This window comes from Tellurirhabdus bombi (genome assembly GCF_021484805.1).
GTDB classification, from domain to species: domain Bacteria; phylum Bacteroidota; class Bacteroidia; order Cytophagales; family Spirosomataceae; genus Tellurirhabdus; species Tellurirhabdus bombi.
In genome coordinates, this window is sequence record NZ_CP090557.1 from 4,059,519 (window position 1) to 4,082,986 (window position 23,468).

20 protein-coding genes are annotated in these 23,468 nt (G+C 46.8%); all 20 read left to right on the forward strand.

The genetic code is table 11. From position 1 onward, the window contains the following. Positions 1 to 72 precede the first annotated feature (72 nt). Positions 73 to 2,628, forward strand: coding sequence for a polysaccharide biosynthesis/export family protein (locus L0Y31_RS17140; protein ID WP_234734305.1), 2,556 nt, complete (start codon positions 73 to 75; stop codon positions 2,626 to 2,628). Positions 2,629 to 2,655: 27 nt separating this feature from the next. Continuing rightward, positions 2,656 to 3,744 carry a hypothetical protein gene (locus L0Y31_RS17145; RefSeq protein WP_234734306.1) on the forward strand — a complete coding sequence of 363 codons (1,089 nt, stop codon included), beginning with the start codon at positions 2,656 to 2,658 and terminating at the stop codon, positions 3,742 to 3,744. A gap of 62 nt (positions 3,745 to 3,806) precedes the next feature. Further along, the gene (locus L0Y31_RS17150; RefSeq protein WP_234734307.1) at positions 3,807 to 4,637 is read left to right on the forward strand and encodes an ABC transporter permease; all 831 of its coding nucleotides are present in this window, start codon (positions 3,807 to 3,809) and stop codon (positions 4,635 to 4,637) included. Between the two features lie 51 nt (positions 4,638 to 4,688). Continuing rightward, on the forward strand, positions 4,689 to 5,948 hold the full coding sequence (locus L0Y31_RS17155) for an ABC transporter ATP-binding protein (protein ID WP_234734308.1): 1,260 nt from the start codon (positions 4,689 to 4,691) through the stop codon (positions 5,946 to 5,948). Next, positions 5,941 to 7,029, forward strand: a complete 1,089-nt coding sequence (locus L0Y31_RS17160) for a DegT/DnrJ/EryC1/StrS family aminotransferase (RefSeq protein WP_234734309.1) — start codon at positions 5,941 to 5,943, stop codon at positions 7,027 to 7,029. Before L0Y31_RS17155 ends, L0Y31_RS17160 begins: the two co-directional genes overlap by 8 nt. 76 nt (positions 7,030 to 7,105) lie before the next feature. After that, positions 7,106 to 9,136: an ArnT family glycosyltransferase gene (locus L0Y31_RS17165; protein WP_234734311.1), complete on the forward strand. Its 2,031-nt coding sequence runs from the start codon at positions 7,106 to 7,108 to the stop codon at positions 9,134 to 9,136. 76 nt (positions 9,137 to 9,212) lie between these two features. Further along, positions 9,213 to 9,914: a WbqC family protein gene (locus L0Y31_RS17170; RefSeq protein ID WP_234734312.1), complete on the forward strand. Its 702-nt coding sequence runs from the start codon at positions 9,213 to 9,215 to the stop codon at positions 9,912 to 9,914. A gap of 47 nt (positions 9,915 to 9,961) precedes the next feature. Then, positions 9,962 to 10,615 (forward strand): acetyltransferase, encoded by a 654-nt coding sequence (locus L0Y31_RS17175; protein WP_234734313.1) that lies wholly within the window; start codon positions 9,962 to 9,964, stop codon positions 10,613 to 10,615. A 73-nt stretch (positions 10,616 to 10,688) separates the two neighbouring features. Then, positions 10,689 to 11,885 carry a glycosyltransferase family 4 protein gene (locus tag L0Y31_RS17180; protein ID WP_234734314.1) on the forward strand — a complete coding sequence of 399 codons (1,197 nt, stop codon included), beginning with the start codon at positions 10,689 to 10,691 and terminating at the stop codon, positions 11,883 to 11,885. Next, positions 11,882 to 12,865: a glycosyl transferase gene (locus L0Y31_RS17185; RefSeq protein WP_234734315.1), complete on the forward strand. Its 984-nt coding sequence runs from the start codon at positions 11,882 to 11,884 to the stop codon at positions 12,863 to 12,865. Before L0Y31_RS17180 ends, L0Y31_RS17185 begins: the two co-directional genes overlap by 4 nt. Before the next feature lie 90 nt (positions 12,866 to 12,955). Next, positions 12,956 to 13,990 (forward strand): glycosyltransferase family 9 protein, encoded by a 1,035-nt coding sequence (locus L0Y31_RS17190; RefSeq protein ID WP_234734316.1) that lies wholly within the window; start codon positions 12,956 to 12,958, stop codon positions 13,988 to 13,990. Positions 13,991 to 14,034: 44 nt separating this feature from the next. After that, on the forward strand, positions 14,035 to 15,033 hold the full coding sequence (locus L0Y31_RS17195) for a hypothetical protein (RefSeq protein ID WP_234734317.1): 999 nt from the start codon (positions 14,035 to 14,037) through the stop codon (positions 15,031 to 15,033). Positions 15,034 to 15,225: 192 nt separating this feature from the next. Continuing rightward, on the forward strand, positions 15,226 to 16,125 hold the full coding sequence (locus L0Y31_RS17200; protein ID WP_234734318.1) for a glycosyltransferase family 2 protein: 900 nt from the start codon (positions 15,226 to 15,228) through the stop codon (positions 16,123 to 16,125). Positions 16,126 to 16,129: 4 nt separating this feature from the next. Next, the gene (locus L0Y31_RS17205) at positions 16,130 to 17,440 is read left to right on the forward strand and encodes a hypothetical protein (RefSeq protein WP_234734319.1); all 1,311 of its coding nucleotides are present in this window, start codon (positions 16,130 to 16,132) and stop codon (positions 17,438 to 17,440) included. A gap of 1 nt (position 17,441) precedes the next feature. Further along, positions 17,442 to 18,638 carry a glycosyltransferase family 4 protein gene (locus L0Y31_RS17210; RefSeq protein ID WP_234734320.1) on the forward strand — a complete coding sequence of 399 codons (1,197 nt, stop codon included), beginning with the start codon at positions 17,442 to 17,444 and terminating at the stop codon, positions 18,636 to 18,638. A 10-nt stretch (positions 18,639 to 18,648) separates the two neighbouring features. Then, positions 18,649 to 19,833, forward strand: coding sequence for a glycosyltransferase (locus tag L0Y31_RS17215; protein WP_234734321.1), 1,185 nt, complete (start codon positions 18,649 to 18,651; stop codon positions 19,831 to 19,833). Continuing rightward, positions 19,830 to 20,789, forward strand: a complete 960-nt coding sequence (locus L0Y31_RS17220; protein WP_234734322.1) for a glycosyltransferase family 2 protein — start codon at positions 19,830 to 19,832, stop codon at positions 20,787 to 20,789. Before L0Y31_RS17215 ends, L0Y31_RS17220 begins: the two co-directional genes overlap by 4 nt. Then, positions 20,707 to 21,327 (forward strand): WcaF family extracellular polysaccharide biosynthesis acetyltransferase, encoded by a 621-nt coding sequence (locus L0Y31_RS17225; protein ID WP_407084041.1) that lies wholly within the window; start codon positions 20,707 to 20,709, stop codon positions 21,325 to 21,327. Before L0Y31_RS17220 ends, L0Y31_RS17225 begins: the two co-directional genes overlap by 83 nt. Further along, complete coding sequence (locus L0Y31_RS17230) at positions 21,324 to 22,073, forward strand: glycosyltransferase family 2 protein (protein ID WP_234734323.1); 750 nt, start codon at positions 21,324 to 21,326, stop codon at positions 22,071 to 22,073. Before L0Y31_RS17225 ends, L0Y31_RS17230 begins: the two co-directional genes overlap by 4 nt. Before the next feature lie 152 nt (positions 22,074 to 22,225). Beyond that, entirely contained in the window at positions 22,226 to 23,434 is a 1,209-nt protein-coding gene (locus L0Y31_RS17235; protein WP_234734324.1) for a glycosyltransferase family 4 protein, read from the forward strand. Positions 23,435 to 23,468 lie beyond the last annotated feature (34 nt).

Here is a 23,468-nt window from a genome sequence, read left to right on the forward strand (position 1 = left end):
TTTCAGCATTTTAAATTAAAAACTTTCCATTCTGTTTCTATGCAATTAGTACGGCGTATCGTGCTTGGGATTATGTTGACAACTACAGTCCTGAACGCTTATTCACAGGCGGTCCCGGCTCCAGCAAGTCCTGCGCAACTTCCCGGTGGCATCTCCAGACCAGGTCAATTACCCGGAACAATGCAACCTAATTCGCAGGGTACAGGCCCCCGTGGTCTGCCCGGCGCTCAGCAGCAAGGGACACGGTCGCAGCCCGGCGCGCAACAACAAGGAACGCGGTCGCAGTCGCAGCAGGGAACTGGAACAACAACAACGACCACTACGCAGAGCAATCAACAAGGTGGCCGCTCTCAGGTCGGCCAAACCACCACGCAGCAAAGTTCCGAGGGAAATGCCAATGGCGATGCCACTGACAATAGCGTTGTGAACGAACGCCAACGCAATAATGTAGATGGCGATCCTTTATTTGATGACGATTCCTACGAAGCGATCCGCCGCCGCGAATTACTGGCCCAGCGCCGCAAGTTGTTTGGTTATGAGTTATTCAATAATCCAAACTTCCAGACGACCTTTCAACCCAACCTGCGCATTGCCACACCCGCCGGTTATGTGCTTGGTCCCGATGATGAGCTTAACATCAATGTATATGGCCGTTCAGAAATGGATTACAACCTAACGGTTAATCCTGACGGTTTTGTTGTTATTCCAAGAATTGGGCCTGTACAAGTAGCGGGTTCAACCATCGAAACAGCGAAAGCCCGGCTGCGCGATCGGATGTCAAAAATCTATGTAGGACTAAAAAACAGTGCTTACGGTCCAGCTAACACGTTTATGACCGTAACGCTAGGCGATATACGCAGCATCCGGGTAACGGTACTTGGTGAAGCCGTGAAGCCAGGAACCTATACACTTTCCTCACTGTCAACGGCTTTGAATGCCATTTATGACGCGGGTGGTCCCAATGAGGTTGGTTCTTACAGAGCCGTTCAGTTAATTCGGAACAACCGGGTAGCTGCAACGCTCGATTTGTACGACTTCCTGACCATGGGCGTGCAGCGTAACAACCTCCGCTTACAAGATAACGACGTACTGCGTTTCACCACGTTTAAATCTCACGTTGAAATTACAGGCCCCGTACGCCGCAACAACATTTTCGAATTGCTTCCGGGCGAAAACATGCAACGCCTGATCGATTTAGCCGGTGGATTTTCCAGCAACGCTTACCGCTCACGCCTTAAAGTAACCCGGTTCACAGATAAGGAACTGAAAGTTCTGGATGTAACGGAGGAAGATTACAAAACATTTACATTGCAAGATGGCGATAACGTTGCCGTTGAGCAGTTGCTGGATCGGTATGAAAATCAGGTAAGCATTACCGGAGCCGTCTTCCGTCCTGGCAATTACTCGTTGAATCAGAATAAAACGTTACGCCAGCTCATCAAAAGCGCCGAAGGGTTGCGGGGCGATGCCTTTACAGGACGCATTAGTCTTGTCCGGACGCGGGAAGACATGGCAGTAGAGAACATCTCGCTGAACATGGCCAACATCATCAACGGCGTTGATCCAGACGTAGAATTACAGCGGGAAGACCAAGTGGTTATTCCGTCGAAATTTGAAATGACGGAACTGGCTTTTATTCGCATCACAGGTGAGGTAAACATTCCGATTCAGGAAGTTCCTTACACGGCTAACATGACCCTCGAAGATCTGCTTATTAAGGCAGGTGGTTTGAAAGAGGCCGCGGCGGCTTCTCAAATTGAGGTAGCTCGTCGTAAAAAAGACGTTGACCCTACGTCGACGACCGCTCAAATTGCCGAGATTTACCGAATTGATGTAGGCCGTGACTTGAGCCTCAAGCAGGGCGCAACTCCGTTTTACCTGGAGCCTTTCGATCAGGTTATTGTTCGCCGCTCACCTAATTACATGGAGCAAACTTTTGCAACCATTGAAGGCGAAGTAATCACGCCGGGCGCTTACCCGATTCGAAGCAAAGATCAACGCGTATCGGATCTTATCAAACTATCCGGTGGTTTGACGCCTTATGCTTACGTAGAAGGTGCTACCCTGCTTCGGACGGTAACGTTAAGCCAACAGGAAGCCAGCATGCGCCAGCAAACCATCAATGAGCTAGCCAACGACAGCCAGCGGGCAACGGTGAATGTTGTTACCCGGGATTCAGCCCAACAGGAACCTATTGGCATCAGCCTGAAACGAATCATGGAACGCCCCGGCTCTTCGGAAGACATGCTGCTTCAGGAAGGTGATGTTCTTCGCGTTCCAAAGCGTTTGGAAACAGTAAGCGTTGGTGGCGAGGTTTTACTGCCAACTACGGTTAAGTTCCGGAACAACCAGACTTTCCAGGACTACATTTCACAGGCGGGTGGTTTTACGTCGCGCTCTGCCCGCAAACGTGCTTATGTCGTTTACGCCAACGGATCGGCTGACCGGACCCGCAAATTTGCCTTCTTTAACATCTACCCACGGGTTGAGCCGGGCGCATCAATCGTTATCCCGCAGAAAGCAACGAATGAGTTAACAGCCCGCCAGGTTCTGTCCGAAGCAACGGGAATTGCTAGCTCGGTCATGGCGCTCTTGACAACTGTTCTCTTGTTCAGAACCCTTAGATAGCATTCCGTACCCAGATTTAAAACACTCATGGTGAATTCAAATCCGCCCGTAAATACGTTACCGCCCGACCAAATTTCGCCTAAAGCGGTTATTATGCGGGTCATTCAAATCAAGAATGCCGTTCTCCGTAACTGGAAGCTTATTATTATTTTCATGGTTATTGGTGGAATTGGAGGTTTTATCCTCGACTATTTCACCAAAAAGAAAACGATATACACGGCTGTTCTTACATTTAACCTTGGCGGAGGTAGTTCCGGCTCTTCTTCCTTTGGTGAATTGGGTGCATTAGCCGGTGCTTTTGGTCTGGCAGGTGGCGCTCCCGATGCCAACATTTTCACGGGAGATAACTTCCTGGTTTATTCTCGTTCACGGCCGGTAATTGAAAAAACGTTGCTGAAAGAAGTGACCGTTAACGGAAAAAAGAATCTACTGGTTAATTATTACATTGAGAAAGGCGGCATTCGCGAAGATGAATGGGAAGACGACGATACGCTGCGTAATATTCGATTCACTAAAAAACCAATCGCAAAGTTTACGCTACTCGAAAACATCGCCATGGGGCAGATTTTCGAACGTATCAAAGGAGAAACAACGCTTTACCAACCTGACCGTAAGTCCTCCTTCATTGAGTTACGGGTCGGGATGGAACAGGAATTTCTAGCTAAGGTTTTTGCTGAAAATCTTCTGACAACCATTGAGGAAGATTACAAAGTCAAGCAAACGAAGAAAACGCGCGAAATGTACGATGTGCTGTCGCACAGAGCCGACTCTCTGGCGCGGCTATTAAATCGTACTGAAAGCAATCTCGCGCGTTACATCGACCAAAACCAGCAGATGGTCGTTGCGGAAGGGCAGATTCAGCAGACCCGTCTTAGCCGGAACTCAACCTTCCTGCAATCCCAGTACTTGGGAGCGCTCCAGCAAGTTGATAACCTGCGCTTGTCATTGATCAAAGAAGCTCCCCTGTTTACCGTAATTGAGCCGGTTTCCTTGCCGTTGGTTAAAGATGTAACCGACCCGCGTGGAACCGAAGCCGGTATTATACTAGGGCTTATTCTAGGCGTTGTTGTTATTTTCTTCCGGGAAACGTTCCGGAGTATCATGAATGAAGCATAACTACGTTCCTTGCGGCATTGGGGCCATCTCACTACCGCAAGGAACGGCAAACTAAATTTTACGTGAAAAATCACGAAGTTGTTATACAGGCCGGCCGGGCCCAGCGACATTACTGGCAAGACCTCTGGAAAAATCGGGAGCTGCTCTACATTCTTGCCATGCGGGATATTTCGGTCCGCTACAAACAAACCATTCTGGGCACATCCTGGAGCGTTATTCGGCCATTGACCACGATGATCATCATGGTTTTTGTCTTTAGCTCTGTTGCAAAACTTAAAGGCGATCCTGGTATCCCCTATCCGCTGACCGTACTAGCAGGTATCACAATCTGGACCTTCTTTGCCAACGCCTTTACGCAGATCAGTACCAGCATAACCGCCAACGCGAATCTGGTAACGAAAGTATACTTCCCGCGCCTGATCATGCCCCTAAGTTCCATCGTTGTCAGCTTTATTGACTTTCTGGTTTCTTTGGGCTTATTTGTTCTCTTGGCCATATATTATCAATATCTGCCCGACTGGCACCTTATTTTTCTTCCATTCTTTATTGGGATGGCTCTCATGGCGGCCGTTTCGATTGGGTTGTTTTTTGCCGTTTTAAACGTTCGTTTCCGCGACATTGTCCACCTGATCCCGTTTATGGTACAGGTTGGTTTTTACTTATGTCCGATTGCCTATACCAGCCGGAATATTGCCAATGATTGGTATTACAAATACTTCATCTTAAACCCATTGGTAGGTATCATCGACGGTTTTCGCTGGTCGCTTTTGGGAGATCGGGCCTTTTTCGATCCTAATAGCATTTTGTATTCCGCTATCTTTATTGCCGTATTTTTATTCATTTCCATTTACATTTTCCGTAAACGGGAAAACACATTTGTGGATGAAATTTAATGCAGACTTAGTAGCTATTGCTACTCTGTTTGTTTAACGCCGTCAAAAACTATGTCTGTTATTTCTGCAGAAAACATCAGCAAACGATACATTATTGATCATAAGAAAAGCAAGGGACCCAAGAGTATTCGGGATGCTTTTTCTGATCAGATGGATCGGTTATTCAAAGGCAAAAAGAGCGAAGAGGAAAGGGCAAAAGAAGAATTCTGGGCGCTACGTGATGTCAACTTTTCAATTGAGCAGGGCGACCGTGTAGGCATCATTGGGCACAACGGAGCGGGGAAATCTACCCTTCTCAAAGTGCTGAGTAAAATCACTGAACCTACTACCGGGCAGATTCGTATCCGGGGCCGGGTAGCCAGTCTTCTGGAAGTTGGAACCGGCTTTCACCCCGAATTAACGGGCCGGGAAAATATTTTTCTCAATGGTGCCATTTTAGGCATGAGCCGCAGCGAAATCCGGCGCTCCTTCGACGAAATCGTTGAATTTGCTGGTGTGCATAAATTTCTGGACACACCCGTAAAGCGGTACTCGTCCGGGATGTATGTGCGCTTGGGGTTTGCTATTTCGGCCCACCTCGATCCTGAAATTCTGATTGTCGACGAAGTACTGGCCGTGGGTGATGCTGATTTTCAGCGGAAATCGCTGGGTAAAATGCGCGATGTATCAGCCAGTGGACGAACTATCCTGTTTGTTAGCCATAACCTGACGGCCGTTCAGGCACTTTGCAATAAAACATTCTATTTTGAGCGGGGGCAGTTGATCGAGCAGGGCGAAACCAACCAGGTACTTGCCAATTACCTGAGTAAAGTTTCTAAAACTCGTCTGGTTCGTACCTGGAATACACCTGGTGAAGCGCCGGGCAACGATTTGGTTCGCATCAAGCGCATCGAATTAATCCCCGATTATCAAGACAACCTGACCCATATTGACGTTCGCACGCCGTTCCGCATCCAGGTCGAGTTCTGGAATATGATGGACAAGGCGAATCTGAACCTGAGTCTGCATCTCAACTCCATGACTGGCGAGTGTATTTTCAACGTTGGAACACCCTCCCAGGAGTATAACAAGGGTTTGATCAGTGGCGAATTGCGGGTGCCGGGTTACTTCCTTAACGATGGCAGTTACACCGTCTCGGTTATGATTGTGAAAGACACCGTTACACCGCTGTTCAATCTGGAAGAAGAACTTGTTTTTGATATCGAAGACTACCGCGAAAATGTAGCCTGGTACGGTAAATGGCCGGGTTATGTTCGGCCACAGTTTCAATTTCATATGGAGTCGGTAGAAGAAAAAATTCTGAATGATTAACGTAACAAAATCATACCTGCCCGATTTAGACGATTATGTCGGCTATTTAAAAGGCATCTGGGAACGCGTCCATTTAACCAATAATGGGCCACTTCTCCAAGAACTAGAAGAGCAGCTCAAAAACTACCTGGGTGTAAAACACTTGTTTTTTTGCAGTAACGGTACCGTCGTTCTTCAGATGGCGATTAAGGCCATGAACATTACGAAAGAAGTGATTACAACGCCTTTTTCGTATTGTGCCACGACCCATACCATTATTTGGGAGCAATGCACGCCTGTTTTTGCTGACATACTCCCTTCGGATTACACCATCGATCCGGCGCAAATTGAGCGGGTTATTACAGAGGATACGGAAGCCATCCTGGCAACTCACGTTTACGGAAACGCCTGCCAGATTGAAGCCATTCAGAAGATAGCCGATAAGCACCATCTTAAGGTTATTTACGACGGCGCCCATACATTTGGAGCAAACTATAACGGCCAGTCGCTGCTTTCTTACGGAGACGTGTCTACGTGCAGCTTTCACGCGACCAAGGTGTTTCATACTGTGGAGGGTGGAATTATTATCTGCCACGATGATGCCTTGGCCGAAAAATTGAGTTTGTACCGGAGCTTTGGCCACCGCAATGATGATTATTTCGATATTGGAATCAACGCCAAAAACTCGGAATTCCACGCGGCGATGGGCCTTTGTGTCCTGCCAAAAGTTCCTGATCTGATTGCCGCCCGAAAAGAACGTTTCAGCTGGTATGATGCCCAGCTGAACTGGGATAAGCTTAGCAAACCTGCGCAAGCTGAAGGCCTTGATTACAACTACGCCTACTACCCGATCACCTTCACAACGGAAGCTGAGTTGCTGGCAGCACGGGATGCGCTGAATGAAGTGAAGATTTTTCCTCGGCGCTATTTTTATCCGTCGCTGAATACGTTGCCTTTTATTCAAGCATACGGCAGTCGTTCCAATCAGCCCTGTCCGGTTTCGGAAGATATGTCGCTACGGGTGCTTTGTTTGCCAATGTATCCTGATCTGGATAGAACGGATGTTGATCGAATTTGTACCATTATTAACAAGAGTTTCTAGTAAGTGATTAAAGACAGGCTTTCACCAGCAGTTTCTGTTCGTGAAGTCTGTCTTTAATTACTATTGCCCATTATCTATGACAGTCCTCTACCTGCTCGCATTTGCCCTTTTCCTTTTCTACATTGGCAACACAGCAGCCGGTATCGCTCGGCGTTCGCTTACCGAATGGATTCTGGTTTCGTTTATCTTGTTCGCTGGAAGCGTTATCCTAACTGGGTTTGTTCTTTCGGGGCTTTCTTTAACGGCAACTACGCCTGCCTGGGCTGTCTCCGTTTTTCTGACGACAACCCTTCTTCGTCTTGCTTTTAGTAAGCTGGTTCCTAATCAGGAGCGCTGGGCTATTCGTGAATTGCTTCAGGAACGTCGCGGGACTTTTCGGGATTGGTACGGCTCTTTATCCACTTACCTGAAAATTATCTTTGGTACCTTATTTCTTGCGCTAAGCATTATCGCCATAACGAACCTATTGCTGGTTCTCTTTACTGTTCCCAACGAATGGGACAGCATGACCGGGCATTTAAACCGGGTAATGCAGTATATCCAGCGGGGTTCAATGAAGCATTTTGGGGGAACAAACTGGAATATAGATACTTATCCTAAAAGCGTCTGTACGCTTCAGATTTATTCATATCTCATCACCGGGAAGTTTGAAAACGCCTTTAAGCTCATTCATCACCTTGCTTATTGGATGGCCGCTGTTGCGGTTTTTGGTAGTACCCAACGCCTTACACGCTCCTTGTCGGCCAGCTTTTTTGCGGCACTTGCCTACGCCCTGTTTCCAGACGTATTGATGCAGGCTACCACAACCGAAACCGATATTGTGCTGACTGCTTACATGGGTACTCTGTTGTATTTCCTGTTTTCTTACCACAACAGTCGGGATTATCGCTATCTATACCTGGCGGGGGCCGCTTTCGGCATTGCGTATGGCCATAAGGTTACGTTCACGCTTCTGCTTCCGTCGGTGTTTGTGATCATGATTTACACGGTATTCTGGGCACCCGACCTGCGTATTTTCTTTAATCGTACCCTTCGCCTGGCGTTGTCTATTGCCGTAGGCATGTGCCTGTGGACGTTTCCAACGGGGTATTTGAAAAACATTTCTGCATTTGGACACCCCATTGGGCCACCAACAGCCTTGAAGCACCAGTCGGTTGAGCGGGCAGGCAGTTTTCGTAATCTGTTGGCAGAAGGCTCTCGCAATTTTGTTCGTTACGGCTATGACCATGTCAATCTGGACGGTCTGCGTAATACGCAATGGGGCTTAGACATGAATGTCGCCATGCGGAAACCGCTCGTCTGGCTCGAAGATACGCTTCATCTGCGTCTGGACGAGGAAACCGATTTTACCATTGTTCCTTTCACCTTTAACCGGCGCTTTGACTTTTATAATGTCAATCCGTACTGGGGTGTTCTGGGCTTTGCCTTGATCTTTCCGTTGCTGTTTCTGACGCTAATTGGGGTGGTGCGCTCAAAAGCCCATTTATTTATTGCTGCTGCCCTGCTGTTACACTTTGCCGCCCTCTCCTATTCGGCCCCATACGACCCGTTTAAAGGCCGGTATTTTGTAGGAACAGGGTTGTTAGGCGCTTTATTTTTGGGACTGATTTTCGCCAGTCCCCGGCTGGATATTAGCCGTCCGGGTCGCCTTCTCGGCAAGATTTACGTAGGTCTAGTCGTTATATTGGGAAGCATTTCCGGGGTGTTGGCAGTCTTTTTGAACGAGCGTTGCCTGCCGTTCCCTGCATTCGGTCGCCCGTCGGCATTTGCCGGGGAACGTATCTACGAAATGACCTTGTACCGACCCGACATTTATACGCCTTATAAACGTTTCGACGAGTTAGTTCCTGATTCGGCGACGGTTGCATTGGGAACAATCAACGATGATTTCGAGTACCCGCTATACGGCAAAACGTTATCGCGGCGATTGATTACAATTAATCCGTTTGAACAAGGCGTTCAACCCATTCCGCGTGAGGCTGATTACCTGTTTTTCTCGAAAAACGTAATTAAACCGCAGCCCGGTGATATACGTCTTGGAACGGATACAACCATCCACGGCCTGATTGTGCCCGGAGAAGATTATTATTTACGCAAACTAAAATAGGCTCCCACTTTTGTCCTTTCGTAAAGCACTTTGTTTTTCGAACTCGGCCTAGGTGATTAACCTGCCCCACCACACTATGACACTGGCTATCATGCAGCCATATTTCCTGCCGTACATTGGTTATCTTCAGCTAATGAATACCGTTGATACGTTTGTCTTTTATGATGACGTGGCATTTATCAACCGAGGCTGGATTAACCGAAACCGGATTCTGGTGAATGGCAAAGATTTTCTCTTTACCATCCCGCTCAAAGATGCTAGCCAGAACCGTCGAATCTGCGAAATTGAACTGAGCAGTGATGCTAAATGGCGCTCCAAACTGCTGAAAACAATGGAGCAGAGCTACCGGAAAGCGCCTTATTATGCGGCTGTTTTTCCCGTGTTAGAAAAAATTGTTAATCAAGAAGCACCTAACATTGCGGCTTATATTCAGGAAGGTTTTGTTACGCTGAATCAATTTCTGGGAATTAACACAAAAATAATTCCTACTTCTACTGTTTATGGAAATGATCATTTGAAGGCGCAGGAACGCATTCTGGACATTTGTAAACAGGAAAAAGCAAACCGGTATATCAATCCAATTGGCGGGATGGAGCTTTATGATAAATCGCTATTTGCTGATTCTGGCATTGATTTGTTTTTTTTGCAGTCAAAGCGGGTAACCTACCAGCAGGCTGGTGCCAGCGAATTTATTCCCTGGTTGTCCATCATTGACATTCTTATGCATAACGATGTGCCCGCCATTCGGAAAATGTTAGACGAGTTCGAGCTTGTTTAAACAGAAAGATACCTGTTGTTTTCATTCGCTAATCCATACCTATTCACATGGCTAAAGTTGTCATTTTTGGAGTTTTAGATACGGCTGAACTGGCCCATTTTTACCTCGCTCATGATTCTGAACACGAGGTTGTGGCCTTTACTGTCAATCAGGAATACCTGAAAGAAACGCAGTTCCGTGGCTTACCAGTTGTTCCTTTCGAGGATGTAGAGAATCTGTATTCGCCGGAGGAGTATCACTTTTTTGCCCCGATGACCGCTCGGAACATGAACCGGAACCGGGAAAAAGTGTATCTGGAGGCCAAAGCAAAAGGATATCGGTTTATTTCTTACGTCAGCTCAAAAGCAACGCTGTTTGGGAATGAAATTGGGGAGAACTGTTTTATTCTGGAAGATAACACGATTCAACCGTTCACCACCATTGGCAATAATGTTGTGCTCTGGAGCGGCAATCACATTGGCCACCACGGCCAGATAAAAGATCACGTTTTTTTCACCTCACACGTCGTTATGTCGGGGCATTGCGTGATTGAACCTTACTGCTTTTTTGGCGTTAATAGCACCATTCGCGATTATTTACACGTGGCGCAGGGAACGCTGCTTGGTATGGCTTCCGCGATTTATAAACCGACCGAGGAATGGGGCGTTTACATGGGAAACCCTCCCAAAAAGTTACCCAAGCCTAGTTACGAAGTCTATTAATTAGTCCCATTCATTTACGGAGCTTACAGAAGCTAATCAGAATTCGTTCTGCTATGGCTTATTCCATTCAATTGTGTTGAACCTACTTCTTATCGGCCACGATGCTAACCGGGCGGGCGCGCAGTTAGTTTTGCTGCAACTCATGCGGTTGCTCAGTAATCAGTCCATCAAGATGCATTTACTGCTGGGCGAGGGCGGTCCACTATTGGATGAATACAAGCAACTGGCTTCGGTGACCATTCAACCTGCCACTAATAGCCCAACCCTAGCCGGACCATTTACGGATAAAGTTTTGGGGAAACTAGGGCTTTGGCAACCGCTCTGGCAAAAAAAACAGGCTCGTCAACGAGCTCAGTTGCAGCAAGCGCTTCAGCTCGATCAGATTGATCTGGTTCTGGTCAACACCGTTACGAGTGGACATTGGTTCGCGCAATTAGCACTTTCCGATAAGATTCCGGTTATTGCTTTTGTGCACGAACTAGCCATGTCCGTGCGCTTGTATACGCAAGCGGCTGAGCTTCGTCATCTGCTTCAACGCGCCAATCGGGTACTGACGGTTTCAAAGGCCACCGCCCGTTATTATGAGACCCAGCACGGTGTTCCGGCAGACAAAATTGTGCTGTTCACGCTGATTGATCTACCCAGTCTGCAAAAGCAGATTTCTCAGGCTCGACAGTTACCAAATCCGATGGGACAGTTGGGCATTCCGGCCGACGCGTTTATTGTGGGAGGCTGCGGCAATGCCGAGTGGCGGAAAGGCAATGACCTCTTCATTAATCTTGCCGCATTAGTAACTCGTAAAAGTAAGCTACCTATTTATTTTGTCTGGGTGGGAATGCCCGAGGGAAATCTGCACGACGAGCTCATGCTGGATGTACAAAAGGCAGGTTTAACCGACCGTATCCGGTTGGTAGCTCCCACACCGGCTGTTCTGCAATACATGGCGCATTTCTCTGTTTTGGCCCTGACTTCCCGCGAAGATCCGTATCCGCTGGTAGTGCTCGAAGCGGGCTTGAGTAAGGTTCCGGTACTTTGCTTTACGGAAGCAGGCGGTGCTCCCGAACTTGTTGGCGACGATGGCGGATATGTGGTCCCGTATCTTGATCTGGCCGGAATGGCTGAGCGCATTATGCATCTAGCCGAAAACGCCCCTCAGCAACAGCAAATGGGCCAACGCCTGGAACAGAAAGTAATCGAGCGCCATTCCAGCAACCAAAGTACGCAGCAACTCCTGGACCTGATTCATCAACTGACGGCTAAAGCACTATGACACTGGCATTTACTATTTGCTCGATAAATTACCTGGCTCAAGCGCGCACGCTGGGCGATTCCCTGAAACAGACAAATCCTGACTGGCAATACGTCATTGGGCTGGTTGACAAACTGGATGGGGCTAATCTACCCGCTGAACTCATTCCGCCCTACCCCATGCTGGAAGTGGATCAGATTGAAATCGAGGATTTTGCCGGGATGTGCGATCGCTACGACATCACCGAATTAAATACGGCGGTCAAGCCTTTCTATATTGATTACTTCTTCCGCAATCACCCGGAAGCGACCCAGGTTATTTATTTCGACCCAGATATTATTATATTTCAGCCGCTCACTCGGTTGAGCCAGCACCTCACGGAGTATAACATGGTTTTAACGCCCCATATTTGCTCCCCCGTGAATGACTGGCTGAACCCCAATGAGATGCACCACCTTAACACGGGGATTTTTAATCTGGGGTTCATAGGCTTACAGAAAACAACGGAAAGCCAGCGGTTTGTCAACTGGTGGAAGCAGCGCCTCGTCTACGAGTGCCGAATAGACCTTTGCGAAGGCTTATTCGTTGATCAGCACTGGGTTAATTTTGCGCCTATTTATCACGAAGGCGTCTGGATTGAAAAGCACCCCGGCTACAACGCCGCCTATTGGAACCTGCACGAGCGGTTTTTCAGTGAAGAACAGGGCGTCTGGCGTGTTAATGGCGAAGTTGATTTGCAATTTTTCCACTACAGCGGCTATGGTCCATACAAGCCCCAGGATGTGTCGAAATACCAGAATCGCTTTACCTTTGAAAACCGGCCGGACATTGCACCTCTGTTCGATTTATACCGACAGCGCTTACTCAACAACCGCAATGATGTATACCGAACGTATCCCTGCGTTTACATCAAGCCACCTAAGATTCTCTATTATCAACAAATCCGAAAAGCTTTAAAATCACCGCTGAACAAGCTAATTTCCACTTTAGAAAACCATTAGGGAAATTTCTATTGCTTCCTCTGTGTTTAAAGAAGACCTTTGTGTGGCCCACCGGGTATGAGACGATAGAAATAGCAGGCACGTTTATTTATGACAAGTTGGCAACGGTTTAGCGCTTTATGGACACACCGTCGGAAGAAAATCAACCATATTGCGAATAAATATTACCTTTTTGGACGAGATTACATTGAATTATCCCGCCTTAAAGAAAGCATTGGTGATCGTAAATTAATCGCGATTCTGTTAAGTGAACAATTTGGGGATATTGTTGCCTGCGAACCCATCGCAGAAGCAGTTCGAAAGCTTCACCCCAATGACCATATTATCTGGGTGGTGCGTAAACCCTACGTTGAACTGGTCGAACGCAATCCGCACATCAATGGCTATCTGGTTGAGTATTGCGTGAGTCATCGGATCAAGCTAATGCAGTCGGGTATTTTTGACAAGTACTACAACCTGCATCTTTCGCACCGGAATTGCTACTATTGTGGCGACGACCACGTGAATCCCATCGCTGACGCCAAAAACCTGACATACGCCAATTATTATTTTCACGGCGACTTGCTGCATGTCTTTTCGCAGGCCGCCGGACTCCCTGCCCTGGAAGGACAACCGCAATTGTACCCTTCCAAAGCAGTTCGCGAGAAAGTAGCCTCACTGAATTTACCTACCAACGCCATTGTGGTTCACTGCCTCCCCAGCTATGCCGAGCGCGGCTGGCGTCCGGAGCTTTGGAATCAGCTGGTTGCCTGGCTGCTGGACACGTTTCCCTATCCGGTTATTGAGATTGGCCTGGAAAACCAGATTACGTTGACCCATCCGCGTTACATCAACCTGTGTAACCAGCTTACGATTCTGGAAACTTCGGAGGTCATTCGGCACAGCCAGTTATTTATTGGCATTGACAGTGGCCCCGCTCACCTAGCCCATGCAACCGGCGTTGATGCCATTATTTTACTCGGAAAAACCCGCGATTTCACCGAATACATGCCGTATTCCGGGCGTTACAAACGAGGCGAAGGACTTACTATTTTGAACCGGGTAGGCTACCCCTGCGCCGATTTACCGTACGAATGGGTTCAACAGGCGGTGGAAGAAAAATTGCAACAAGCCGTTGCTAACTAAATGCGAACGGATTGGCTTTTGGTCGTCCACACGTTTCTGACATTATGACTTTATTTTTTTCGATAGCGACGATTCAGCAATTACCCCAGGCTCTGGCGTTGCGCGAGAGCTTGAAGCGCTATCATCCGAATGATCGTTTTGTGATTGGCCTTTGCGACGAGCCAGCGAACTTACCGGCTGGCTTTAAAACAGATGTGGAAATCATAGCGCTCCAGGCTATTTCTTTGCCTAAAAATCTGACTTGGAGTACTTTATCTGAACAATATAATCCGGTTGAATTTCTAAAAGCCAGTAAGCCTTTGTTCCTGGCTCATTTCTGGCAACACTATTCGGACATCCATCAATTTGTTTACCTCGATCCGACTGTTTTTCTGTACCAGCCTCTGACGGAACTAGAAACCACGTACAAGGATCAGGCTATTTTACTAACTCCGCATTTACTTAATCCGCCCGGTGACCAGCAACATCCCGACGAAAAGCACCTCCAAAATGTGGGCTTGTTCCACAGCGGATTTCTGGCATTACGTCGGTCAGACGAAGCCAATCATTTTGTAAGCTGGTGGTCTAGCCGGGTGCCGGAGCGGGCTTACATTGATTATTGCCAGGCCATGTGCCTCGACCAGCTTTGGCTTATGCTCACCATGGTTTTCTACAATTCGGTGGGGATCGTTAAAAATCCAGGCTGGCAAGTCGGTCTTTGGAATCTTCCCGAACGAAACGTGCAACGAACGGCGAATGGTTTTGCGGCAAACAAACACCCGTTGGCTTTTGTAAATTTTGAAGGATTAATCAATCAGTCCGTCCTTTTTAGCCAGCAAACGCGTTTTCAGCCCAGCCAGTACCCCGACGTTCAGGCGCTTTTGCGCGATTATCAGGCGACACTCCGTCAATATGATGCGGGATTAAGCCAAATTTCACCGGCTTATGGCAAGCAGCCAATGCAATATCGGTATCCGTTAAGTGGTTTACGGGGCGCTCTAGTTACCAAATTACGGCAAACGGTACACTATATCGAAACGGTTTACGTTCCACGAAAAAGATAATCAAACACGGCAGAACTTATGAATAGCATTTGTTTTCCAAAAGTTTCTGGTAGGACTTGTTATTCGTGGAAGCCGATGCATCGCTAGATTCGTTATTCTCTATCAGGTTCATTACCTTTGTCCTAGTTATTCAAAAAATACAATCTGGTTTCTGCGCTTCTGTCAGCAACCGCTTGCTTTAACTTTTGCTTCGTGACTGCCATCGCTACTTCAAAATCGTTAGGATCGCTACGAGACTTTGTTACCAAACCGCTCTTTACTCCGGAACGGTTGTTGGCAAAGGATAGCTCGTATCCGAAGCTGACCGTAGTTACTCCTTCCTATAACCAGGCTGATTTTCTGGAGCGAACCATTCTGAGCGTGTTGAATCAGAACTATCCGAATCTGGAGTATTTTATCATGGATGGCGGCTCAACGGATCATAGCGTGGAGGTCATTCGCAAATACGAACGCTATCTGGCGGGATGGGTTAGTGAGAAAGACAAGGGACAGGTGGATGCCATCAATAAAGGATTTCGCCGGGCAACGGGTGAGATTGTTACTTTCCAGAACTCAGACGATTTATTTGCACCCGACGCTTTTCAAACCGTTGCCGACGCCTATCGCCAGTCACCGGATGTAGATATATTTTTCGGTAATATTTATAAGATTGACGAGCACGATTCCATTACAGAAGAGCTGCGTCAGCTTCCTTTCTGCGCCGAATGCCAAATCTACGAAGGCATGCAGGTTCATAATCAGTCGTTCTTTTTTAAGCGGACGTTGCTTGATCGCTACGGCTACTTTGACGAATCCTTTCGGTTTGCCTTTGATTACGAAGTCATTACGCGTTATGGCCTTCAGCCAGACGTGCGCATGCAACGTTTGACAAAACTCTGGGGCGGTTTTCGCGATCACGATAATGCCAAATCTTCGACCATTTCACAAGTTGGCGATCAGGAAAGCAAGATCATCAAAGAAAAATACCGACCCCTGTTGACTAGTTCTAAAAGTGAACGTTTTTGGCGCCAGTACTGCCGTATCCGAAAAATTACCGCATTTGTCGCGGCAGGCAACATCCGGTACATCTGGCACCGATTAACTCTAAAATAATTGTATGTTATCCATATCCCGTTTGGATTATATGCGGATGGCAGCCGGAATCTGCATCGTTGTTGATGGAAATCCGCTCATCTTTTTCTTTAAGGAAACCTTGAAGCTGGCCCCGGGAAGCAGCGTTTTTACGGCTGCATTTCTAGCATTGGGCTTAATTTTAATGGTTCCATTTACTCTTCTTCGTAAGCTTTACAAGCCAAATTACCTGGCTTTGATGCTCTCGCTGGGGTTTCTTTTTCTAACGTTGCTTTATTACTTCTTTTTTATGAGCTATGCTTATACGCGAGAAGCAACGGATTTGATTTATGTAGCCTATTCACTGATTTTTATCTTTTTGCTGATCAACGTTCCTAATGAAGTCCTGAAAGATATAGTCCCAATTTTTATTCTCTTTGCCATTGTCTCCAATTTTGCGCTGATTTACTCGCTGATACGCGACCCATTTTGGCACATAGGTCAGCGAGCTTCTATTTCCTATAGTACCGATGACGATCACAGCGGTAACCCTCACCCTTTCGCCAAAAATGCACTGATAGGTCTGATTGCTTCGCTGGTTTGGGCGTCTAGGCCCAAAACGCCGGCTTACATTAGAACACTGTGCCTTGTGAGTGCCGTTTTCAACCTTGGTGTTCAGCTTCTGACCCTGGTGCGATCCAGCTTTGTGGCCTTGGCACTTATGGTCTTTATCTTTTGCATCTTTAATGTTCGGATGCCGCAGATCCGGTCAGCCCTCCGGATGCTGAGACGGCCAGCCTCCTTGTTTGTCATGGCGATTGCTCTTGGCGTGATTGTGTTTTTCATTCGCCGCAACATGACAATTTACCACATTCTTTCTGGTTATGTGGATACATTCATTACCAAGAACATTGACAATGTTTACGCGCTGCTTGGGATGAAAGTGAATAATCAGGTAGCTACTTTTGATGCCTCTTCGGTCCAACGAACAATTAGTTTGGACTTTTTCAAAGCAGTTTACCAGGGACACCTTCACTGGTTAATTCTGGGCCAGGGCTACAAATTTATTTACCTTGATATCCCGGTGCTGGAAGCGCTGGTAAACCACGGCATTCTCGGTTTTGTGCTGTTTGCAGGCTTGAATGTTTTATTGCTCATTCTGGCAATTCGTTCCATTCGCTTGAATTTGCATCCTTTTTCCACCTTCCTGGGCTATTTTTACTTCTATCTGTTCGTCGTCATTTTCACGAATGGCCGACCGTATGATTATACTTTCTGGTTTCCTTATTTGTTAATGAGCCGGTTTATGGGCGTTGAAAACTTGCTTCCCGCCCGCTTACTTAGCCCAAACGTATAACATGAGAATTCTTATTGTTCACACGACCCTCTGGACTCACTATAAAGCCCGTATTTATTCGGCGCTTTTTCAGAGTTTGAGCAACAAGAATACCCCCTCTGACTTGTTGGTGGTCCATCTGGCGGTTAGTGAACGTTCGCGGGCCAGTTTAGGCGGCCCTGATGACTCCATTCACCAGTATCCTTATCAGGTTATTTCTCCGGGTAGTATTGAAGATATGCCATTCAAAGCTCGCTTTGAGGGTGTTTTAAAGGCTATTCGTGATTTTAAGCCCGATGTGATTAATTTAACGGGTTATTTTGATCCGGCTATGCTCCTGCTATTTCCCATCCTTAAACTGAAGGGCATAAAAATTATTCTATCGATTGATTCTACCCAGTCCGATAACCACCGGCAATCCTACAAAGAATCATTTAAAAAGCTGATTATTCGACAAGCAGACGGCTTTTTTTGCTACGGATCTTTAGCTGCTGAATACATGCTTAGTCTGGGTGCGCGTCCGGAACAGATTCTTTCCCGAAAAAACTCAATCGATATTGCGGTCTACCAACAGCTTTATGAGCAGGCTTTACAAAATCGGGAAGAAACGCTTTATAAAGAGAACCTACCTCAGAAAAACATCATTTTTGTGGGTCGGTTAATTGACCGCCTGAAGAACATCAGTACGCTTCTTACAGCTTTCAAAAAAGCCAAGGAAACCCCAAACGCTAGTCACTGGGGATTATTGATTGTCGGTGATGGGGAGGACAGTGATGCCTTGAAAGAAAAAGTTCGCCAGCTAGCCATACCTCACGTCAATTTCAGACCGGGTGTTAGCTGGAACCAAATTCCGGCCTATCTGGCGCTGGCCGACGTATTGGTTTTGCCAAGTTATTCTGAGCCTTGGGGCTTGGTTGTTAATGAGGCGATGGCCTGTGGGCTGCCGGTGCTGGTTTCCAATCGTTGTGGCTGCGCTCCTGACTTGGTGCAGGAAGGAGAAAATGGGTATACTTTTGATCCGTATAAGGAAGAAGAATTAGCGGGATTATTGGCAAAATGCTTTGCGGAAGAGCACCATTTGGGCGCCATGGGCACCGTATCACGTCAAATGATTGCTCCCTATTCGCCCGAAAATGTAGCCGACGAAATGGCGGATGGCTTTTTGGGCATTCAGCGTAAATCAGGGGTTCAGTCTGCCAGACTCGTTGATTCTCACTAATCTTGCTGCCATGCGCATTTTACATATTTGTAGTTACACCTGGGATATTGGAGGCCCGGCCCGCATGATACACGACCACACCCAGGTGGCGGTAGCACAGGGCCATCAGGTCGATATTTTAAGTCCGGTTTCTCCCAACGACAAACCTTATCCAGCCCCAACCGGCAGCCGATTGTTTACTTGCCAACGAACGCTTCCCATCAGTCGCTTTTTCCGGGAGTTTTCGCTTGAGCTTTATCAGTTTCTGAAAAAAAACCGGAAACAGTATGATATCATTCATTGCCACGGACTTTGGCACTGGGCCAGCATCGCTCCTTTTTTCTTTGAAGATACGCCACCGATTGTTGTAACCATTCATGGCGTTCTCGATCCGTGGGCGCGTCAGCAAAGCCAGTGGAAAAAAAGCCTGATGGATAAGCTGATGCAGAAGAAATTTCTGGCTCAGGCCCAACTGATTCATGTGTTCAATCCAGAAGAAGCCCAGCAATTAGCGGATTATTTTGGCTACCTTCCTTCCAATGTTATTGAAATTCCTAACGGTATTCAGTTAGCCGAAGCTGATAATCCTCCGTTAAAGGGAACATTCCGTCGGCAGTTTAGCATCCCGGACACTCGCCCTATCGTTCTGTTTCTGAGCAGGATTAATCATAAAAAAGGGCTTGACATTCTGTTGGAAGGTTTCCGGCAAATTATTTCCAGTCAGCCGGAAGCCTTGTTAGTCATTGCGGGTTCCGATGATGGCTATTTGGCTCAAACTGAATCTTTTATCCAGCAGTATCAATTACAGGATCACATTCGACTTGTAGGCATTTTAACGGGTGAAATTAAACGGGCCGCCTTAACAGACGCTACTATTTTTGCCCTGCCTTCCTATTCCGAAGGCCAATCCATGGCTGTCCTGGAAGCGCTCCTATTTGGCGTGCCGTCACTGGTTTCCAACCGGGTTGGTTATGGTTCTATTCTAGCGGAAGAGACGGCAGCCTGCGTTGTGGAGACAAATCCTGAACAGATTGCTGCTGGCTTATCAAACATGCTGCAAAATGAAGCTTATCGGCAAACATTGCGGTTAAATGCCCCCCGACTGATTCGGGAAAAATACGATATTGAAGTAGTTGGGAAACAATTACTAGCAAAGTACGAATCGGTTCTATCAACAAAACAACCACGAGCCGCCCATCCAGCCACACGTTCATGATCTCGGTTATTATTTTAACGCATAATGAAGAAAAGCACATTGGCCGGTGTATTGCCAGCCTGAAGCCTTTTACCGAACATATTTTCATTGTTGACTCTTACTCAACAGACCAGACTGTTGAAATTGCCCGGTCTATGGGCGCCGTGGTGGTGCAAAATCCCTGGGTAAATTACGCGACCCAGTTCAATTACGGCATTCGTAACATTCCATTCAAGACCCAGTGGCTTATGCGGATGGATGCCGACGAATACGTCACCCCTGAACTAGCCGACGAAATTCGGAACCGCCTCGCTACGCTTCCCACCGATGTAAGCGGCATCTACGTCAAACGCCGGGTTATTTTCATGAATCGTTGGATTCGGCACGGCGATTATTATCCGATCTGGCTATTGCGTTTGTGGCGTAGCGGTCAGGGCATTTGTGAAGAGTCCTGGATGGACGAGCACATTAAACTTTCTTCAGGCCGCACGCTGAACTTTCAGCACGATATTGTCGATCACACACTCAATAATTTAACCTGGTGGACGCAAAAACATAACAACTACGCCATCCGGGAAGTGATTGATATCCTGAATATACTTTATAACTTTGACGAGTCGGAACGGGTGAAGCCGGCCTTTTTTGGATCGCAGGCTGAGCGGACACGCTTTCTGAAAATCCGTTATGCCTCACTTCCTTTGTTTACCCGACCTATTTTGTACTTTTTTTATCGTTACTTTGTACGACTAGGTTTTCTGGATGGCCGCAAAGGGTTCATTTGGCACTTTTTACAGGGGCTTTGGTACCGATTTTTAGTTGATGCCAAGCTGTATGAAGTGTATCATCGGGTAGGAAAAGATAAAGAAGCAATCATTGAATTTTTCAGAACGGAATATGGAAAAGACCTTCAGCCCGTCGGACGGCACCCAGATGCAGCGCGAACGGGCGAGCGAAACCCCGTCGCTGGGCAAGGTTGATCTGAGTGCTTACGACAACAGTTGGTACAAACCAGGGCCAAAGTGGAAAATTGTACTTTGGGCTATTTGCAATATCCTCTTCGTCCACAATCATTTGCCAATTCCGGTATTTATCAAGGTAAGTATCCTTCGTTTGTTCGGTGCTACGATCGGAAAAGGCGTAATGATCAAACCGGGCGTAAATATTAAATATCCGTGGTTACTTTTTATTGAAAACTCAGTCTGGATAGGAGAAAACGTTTGGATTGACAATTTGGCCCTTATCAAAATTGGCGCCAATGCCTGTCTTTCCCAGGGCGCTATGCTCTTGACTGGTAATCATGACTACCGCCGGCAAAAGTTTGATCTTATTGTAAAGCCAATTACGCTGGAAACGGGTGTCTGGATTGGAGCTCAATCGGTCGTTTGCCCGGGGGTTGTTTGCCACTCCCATGCCGTGCTGGCTGTTGGCTCGGTAGCTACCAAATCGCTGGAAGCTTACGGGATCTACCAAGGTAATCCAGCGGTAAAAGTTCGAACAAGAGAAATTAGCGCGTGAAGGTTTCTATAATTACCGTAGTTTTCAACGGAGCTGCAACCATTCGAGACTGTATTGGGTCTGTGTTGCAGCAGAGTTATGCCAATATCGAATACATTATCATTGATGGACAGTCTACGGATTCCACCCTTGAAATCATTCGATCATTTGGCCCCAAAATTGCCCAAGTTGTTTCGGAACCTGATAAGGGTTTATACGATGCCATGAACAAAGGGCTGCGGCTGGCAACCGGCGATGTGGTTGGCATTCTGAATGCGGATGATTTTTATCGCCACGACCGCGTCATTGAAAAGGTAGTGACCACTTTTAAGCAAAACAGCAGTGATGCCGTATATGGCGATTTGGTGTATGTAGATCAGAAAGACACAAACCGCGTAACTCGCTATTGGAAAGCGGGCAATTATCAGGATGGTGCCTTTTTGTGGGGATGGATGCCGCCCCATCCTACTTTTTTCGTGCGGCGCGAGTTGTACGACCAATACGGCTTTTTTACCCAGCAATTTCGCAGTGCTGCCGATTACGAGCTGATGCTACGGTTTTTACACAAGTACAAAGTCAAAACCAGCTACCTAAAGGAGGTGTTAGTCGTGATGCGTACCGGAGGCGTTAGTAACCGCAACGTAAAAAATAGATTAGCTGCCAATCGGGAGGACAAAGCAGCATGGGAAGTTAACCAATTAAAACCCTACTTTTTCACCTTGTGGCTCAAGCCTTTAAGGAAGGTGTTTCAGTTTATACTTAAGTAAAAACCACCAGGACCATTAAATAAAAAAAGTATTGGTAATGCTTAAGCAATCATTGGATAAGAATACATTGTACTAAAATTGAGAAAAGGTTACATTTCGTTGGTTTCCGTGGTTGTAGCTTGTCCTAGTTGTCTCAATTAGACATTATACGTATGAATTTAGATCTTCTATTTGCCTATATCGAGAATAAGCTACTTGACGAGCTGTTCAAACTTGGTTTATACCAATGTTTACTGTCTTTTTTGGTTGCTTGTTTTGTTGCTGTTGTTTCTATACCCGTTGTTATAAAAATTAGCGAGATTAAGCACCTGATGGAAAAACCAGGCGTGCGGTCTTCGCATAAAACAGCAACGCCAACCTTTGGGGGGATAGCAGTCTTCGCAGCCATGCTTATTAGCTATTTTCTCTGGCCAGCCATTGATCAAACGGATATCTACCGGTCGAATTTGTCGATTGTGGGCATGACGATTCTCTTTTTTATTGGGATTAAAGATGATCTAGCTGGCATCGATCCGAATAAAAAAATCTTTTTCCAAGTTCTTCCATCCCTGATTCTTATTTTCTTCGGTGATCTGCGGATTGATTACTTATACGGCATTTTTGGTTTTCACCACATCAATGATTTTTTTGCGATTGCCATTACCTGCTTCATCTTCATCGTCTTGATCAACGCCATCAACTTGATCGATGGAATTGATGGGCTGGCCGGGGGAATTGGTATGTTGGCTAGCGTTACGTTTGGTGGTTGGTTTCTGCTGACCAATCACTTCGCCATGGCTTGTTTGGCCTTTACGCTGGCAGGTGCTCTGGTTGGCTTCCTGCGTTTTAATTTCTCGCGTACCAGCAAGATTTTTATGGGCAATACCGGATCGCTGATTCTGGGGTTCATGCTCTCTTTCTTCGCCGTTCGGTTCATTAACCTAAATAATACTTACCGCTTCGACCCCACCGCCTTTTTTAACGCTCCAATTATTGCCATTGTAGTGCTTATTGTTCCGATTTTTGATACGCTCCGGGTCTTTCTGGTACGGATTCTGTCGGGCAAGTCTCCATTTTCGGCAGACCGGAACCACATGCACCACATTCTGATTGATAATGGCTTATCTCATGCGGGTGCTACCATTGTTCTGTGTAGCATGTCGTTGCTTAATACAATCTTGTTTTTCTTACTCCATCGGGATATCAGCAATACCGAATCACTTTTTATCCTGATTGGAATGTTTATGCTTTATCTGCTAATCGGTATGCTCCTGAAAATGCGGGTTCGGATGCTGGCAATCGACAAAACCCGTCGAAAAGGACTGCTCATACGCCAATTGCAAAGCTCATTCTTCCGGAGAAGTTTACTAAAACATTTATAGATTTTTAGGTAATTGAAAAAGTCTGGAGCTGTGC

What these genes read in the sequence shown, in the direction of transcription:
- L0Y31_RS17235 (WP_234734324.1), top strand. Translation starts at nt 22,226, where the DNA reads ATGAATTTAGATCTTCTATTTGCCTATATCGAGAATAAGCTACTTGAC.
- L0Y31_RS17140 (WP_234734305.1), top strand. Translation starts at nt 73, where the DNA reads ATGTTGACAACTACAGTCCTGAACGCTTATTCACAGGCGGTCCCGGCT.
- L0Y31_RS17210 (WP_234734320.1), top strand. Translation starts at nt 17,442, where the DNA reads ATGAGAATTCTTATTGTTCACACGACCCTCTGGACTCACTATAAAGCC.
- L0Y31_RS17205 (WP_234734319.1), top strand. Translation starts at nt 16,130, where the DNA reads ATGTTATCCATATCCCGTTTGGATTATATGCGGATGGCAGCCGGAATC.
- L0Y31_RS17145 (WP_234734306.1), top strand. Translation starts at nt 2,656, where the DNA reads ATGGTGAATTCAAATCCGCCCGTAAATACGTTACCGCCCGACCAAATT.
- L0Y31_RS17165 (WP_234734311.1), top strand. Translation starts at nt 7,106, where the DNA reads ATGACAGTCCTCTACCTGCTCGCATTTGCCCTTTTCCTTTTCTACATT.
- L0Y31_RS17175 (WP_234734313.1), top strand. Translation starts at nt 9,962, where the DNA reads ATGGCTAAAGTTGTCATTTTTGGAGTTTTAGATACGGCTGAACTGGCC.
- L0Y31_RS17215 (WP_234734321.1), top strand. Translation starts at nt 18,649, where the DNA reads ATGCGCATTTTACATATTTGTAGTTACACCTGGGATATTGGAGGCCCG.
- L0Y31_RS17190 (WP_234734316.1), top strand. Translation starts at nt 12,956, where the DNA reads ATGACAAGTTGGCAACGGTTTAGCGCTTTATGGACACACCGTCGGAAG.
- L0Y31_RS17185 (WP_234734315.1), top strand. Translation starts at nt 11,882, where the DNA reads ATGACACTGGCATTTACTATTTGCTCGATAAATTACCTGGCTCAAGCG.
- L0Y31_RS17160 (WP_234734309.1), top strand. Translation starts at nt 5,941, where the DNA reads ATGATTAACGTAACAAAATCATACCTGCCCGATTTAGACGATTATGTC.
- L0Y31_RS17155 (WP_234734308.1), top strand. Translation starts at nt 4,689, where the DNA reads ATGTCTGTTATTTCTGCAGAAAACATCAGCAAACGATACATTATTGAT.
- L0Y31_RS17170 (WP_234734312.1), top strand. Translation starts at nt 9,213, where the DNA reads ATGACACTGGCTATCATGCAGCCATATTTCCTGCCGTACATTGGTTAT.
- L0Y31_RS17220 (WP_234734322.1), top strand. Translation starts at nt 19,830, where the DNA reads ATGATCTCGGTTATTATTTTAACGCATAATGAAGAAAAGCACATTGGC.
- L0Y31_RS17225 (WP_407084041.1), top strand. Translation starts at nt 20,707, where the DNA reads ATGGAAAAGACCTTCAGCCCGTCGGACGGCACCCAGATGCAGCGCGAA.
- L0Y31_RS17195 (WP_234734317.1), top strand. Translation starts at nt 14,035, where the DNA reads ATGACTTTATTTTTTTCGATAGCGACGATTCAGCAATTACCCCAGGCT.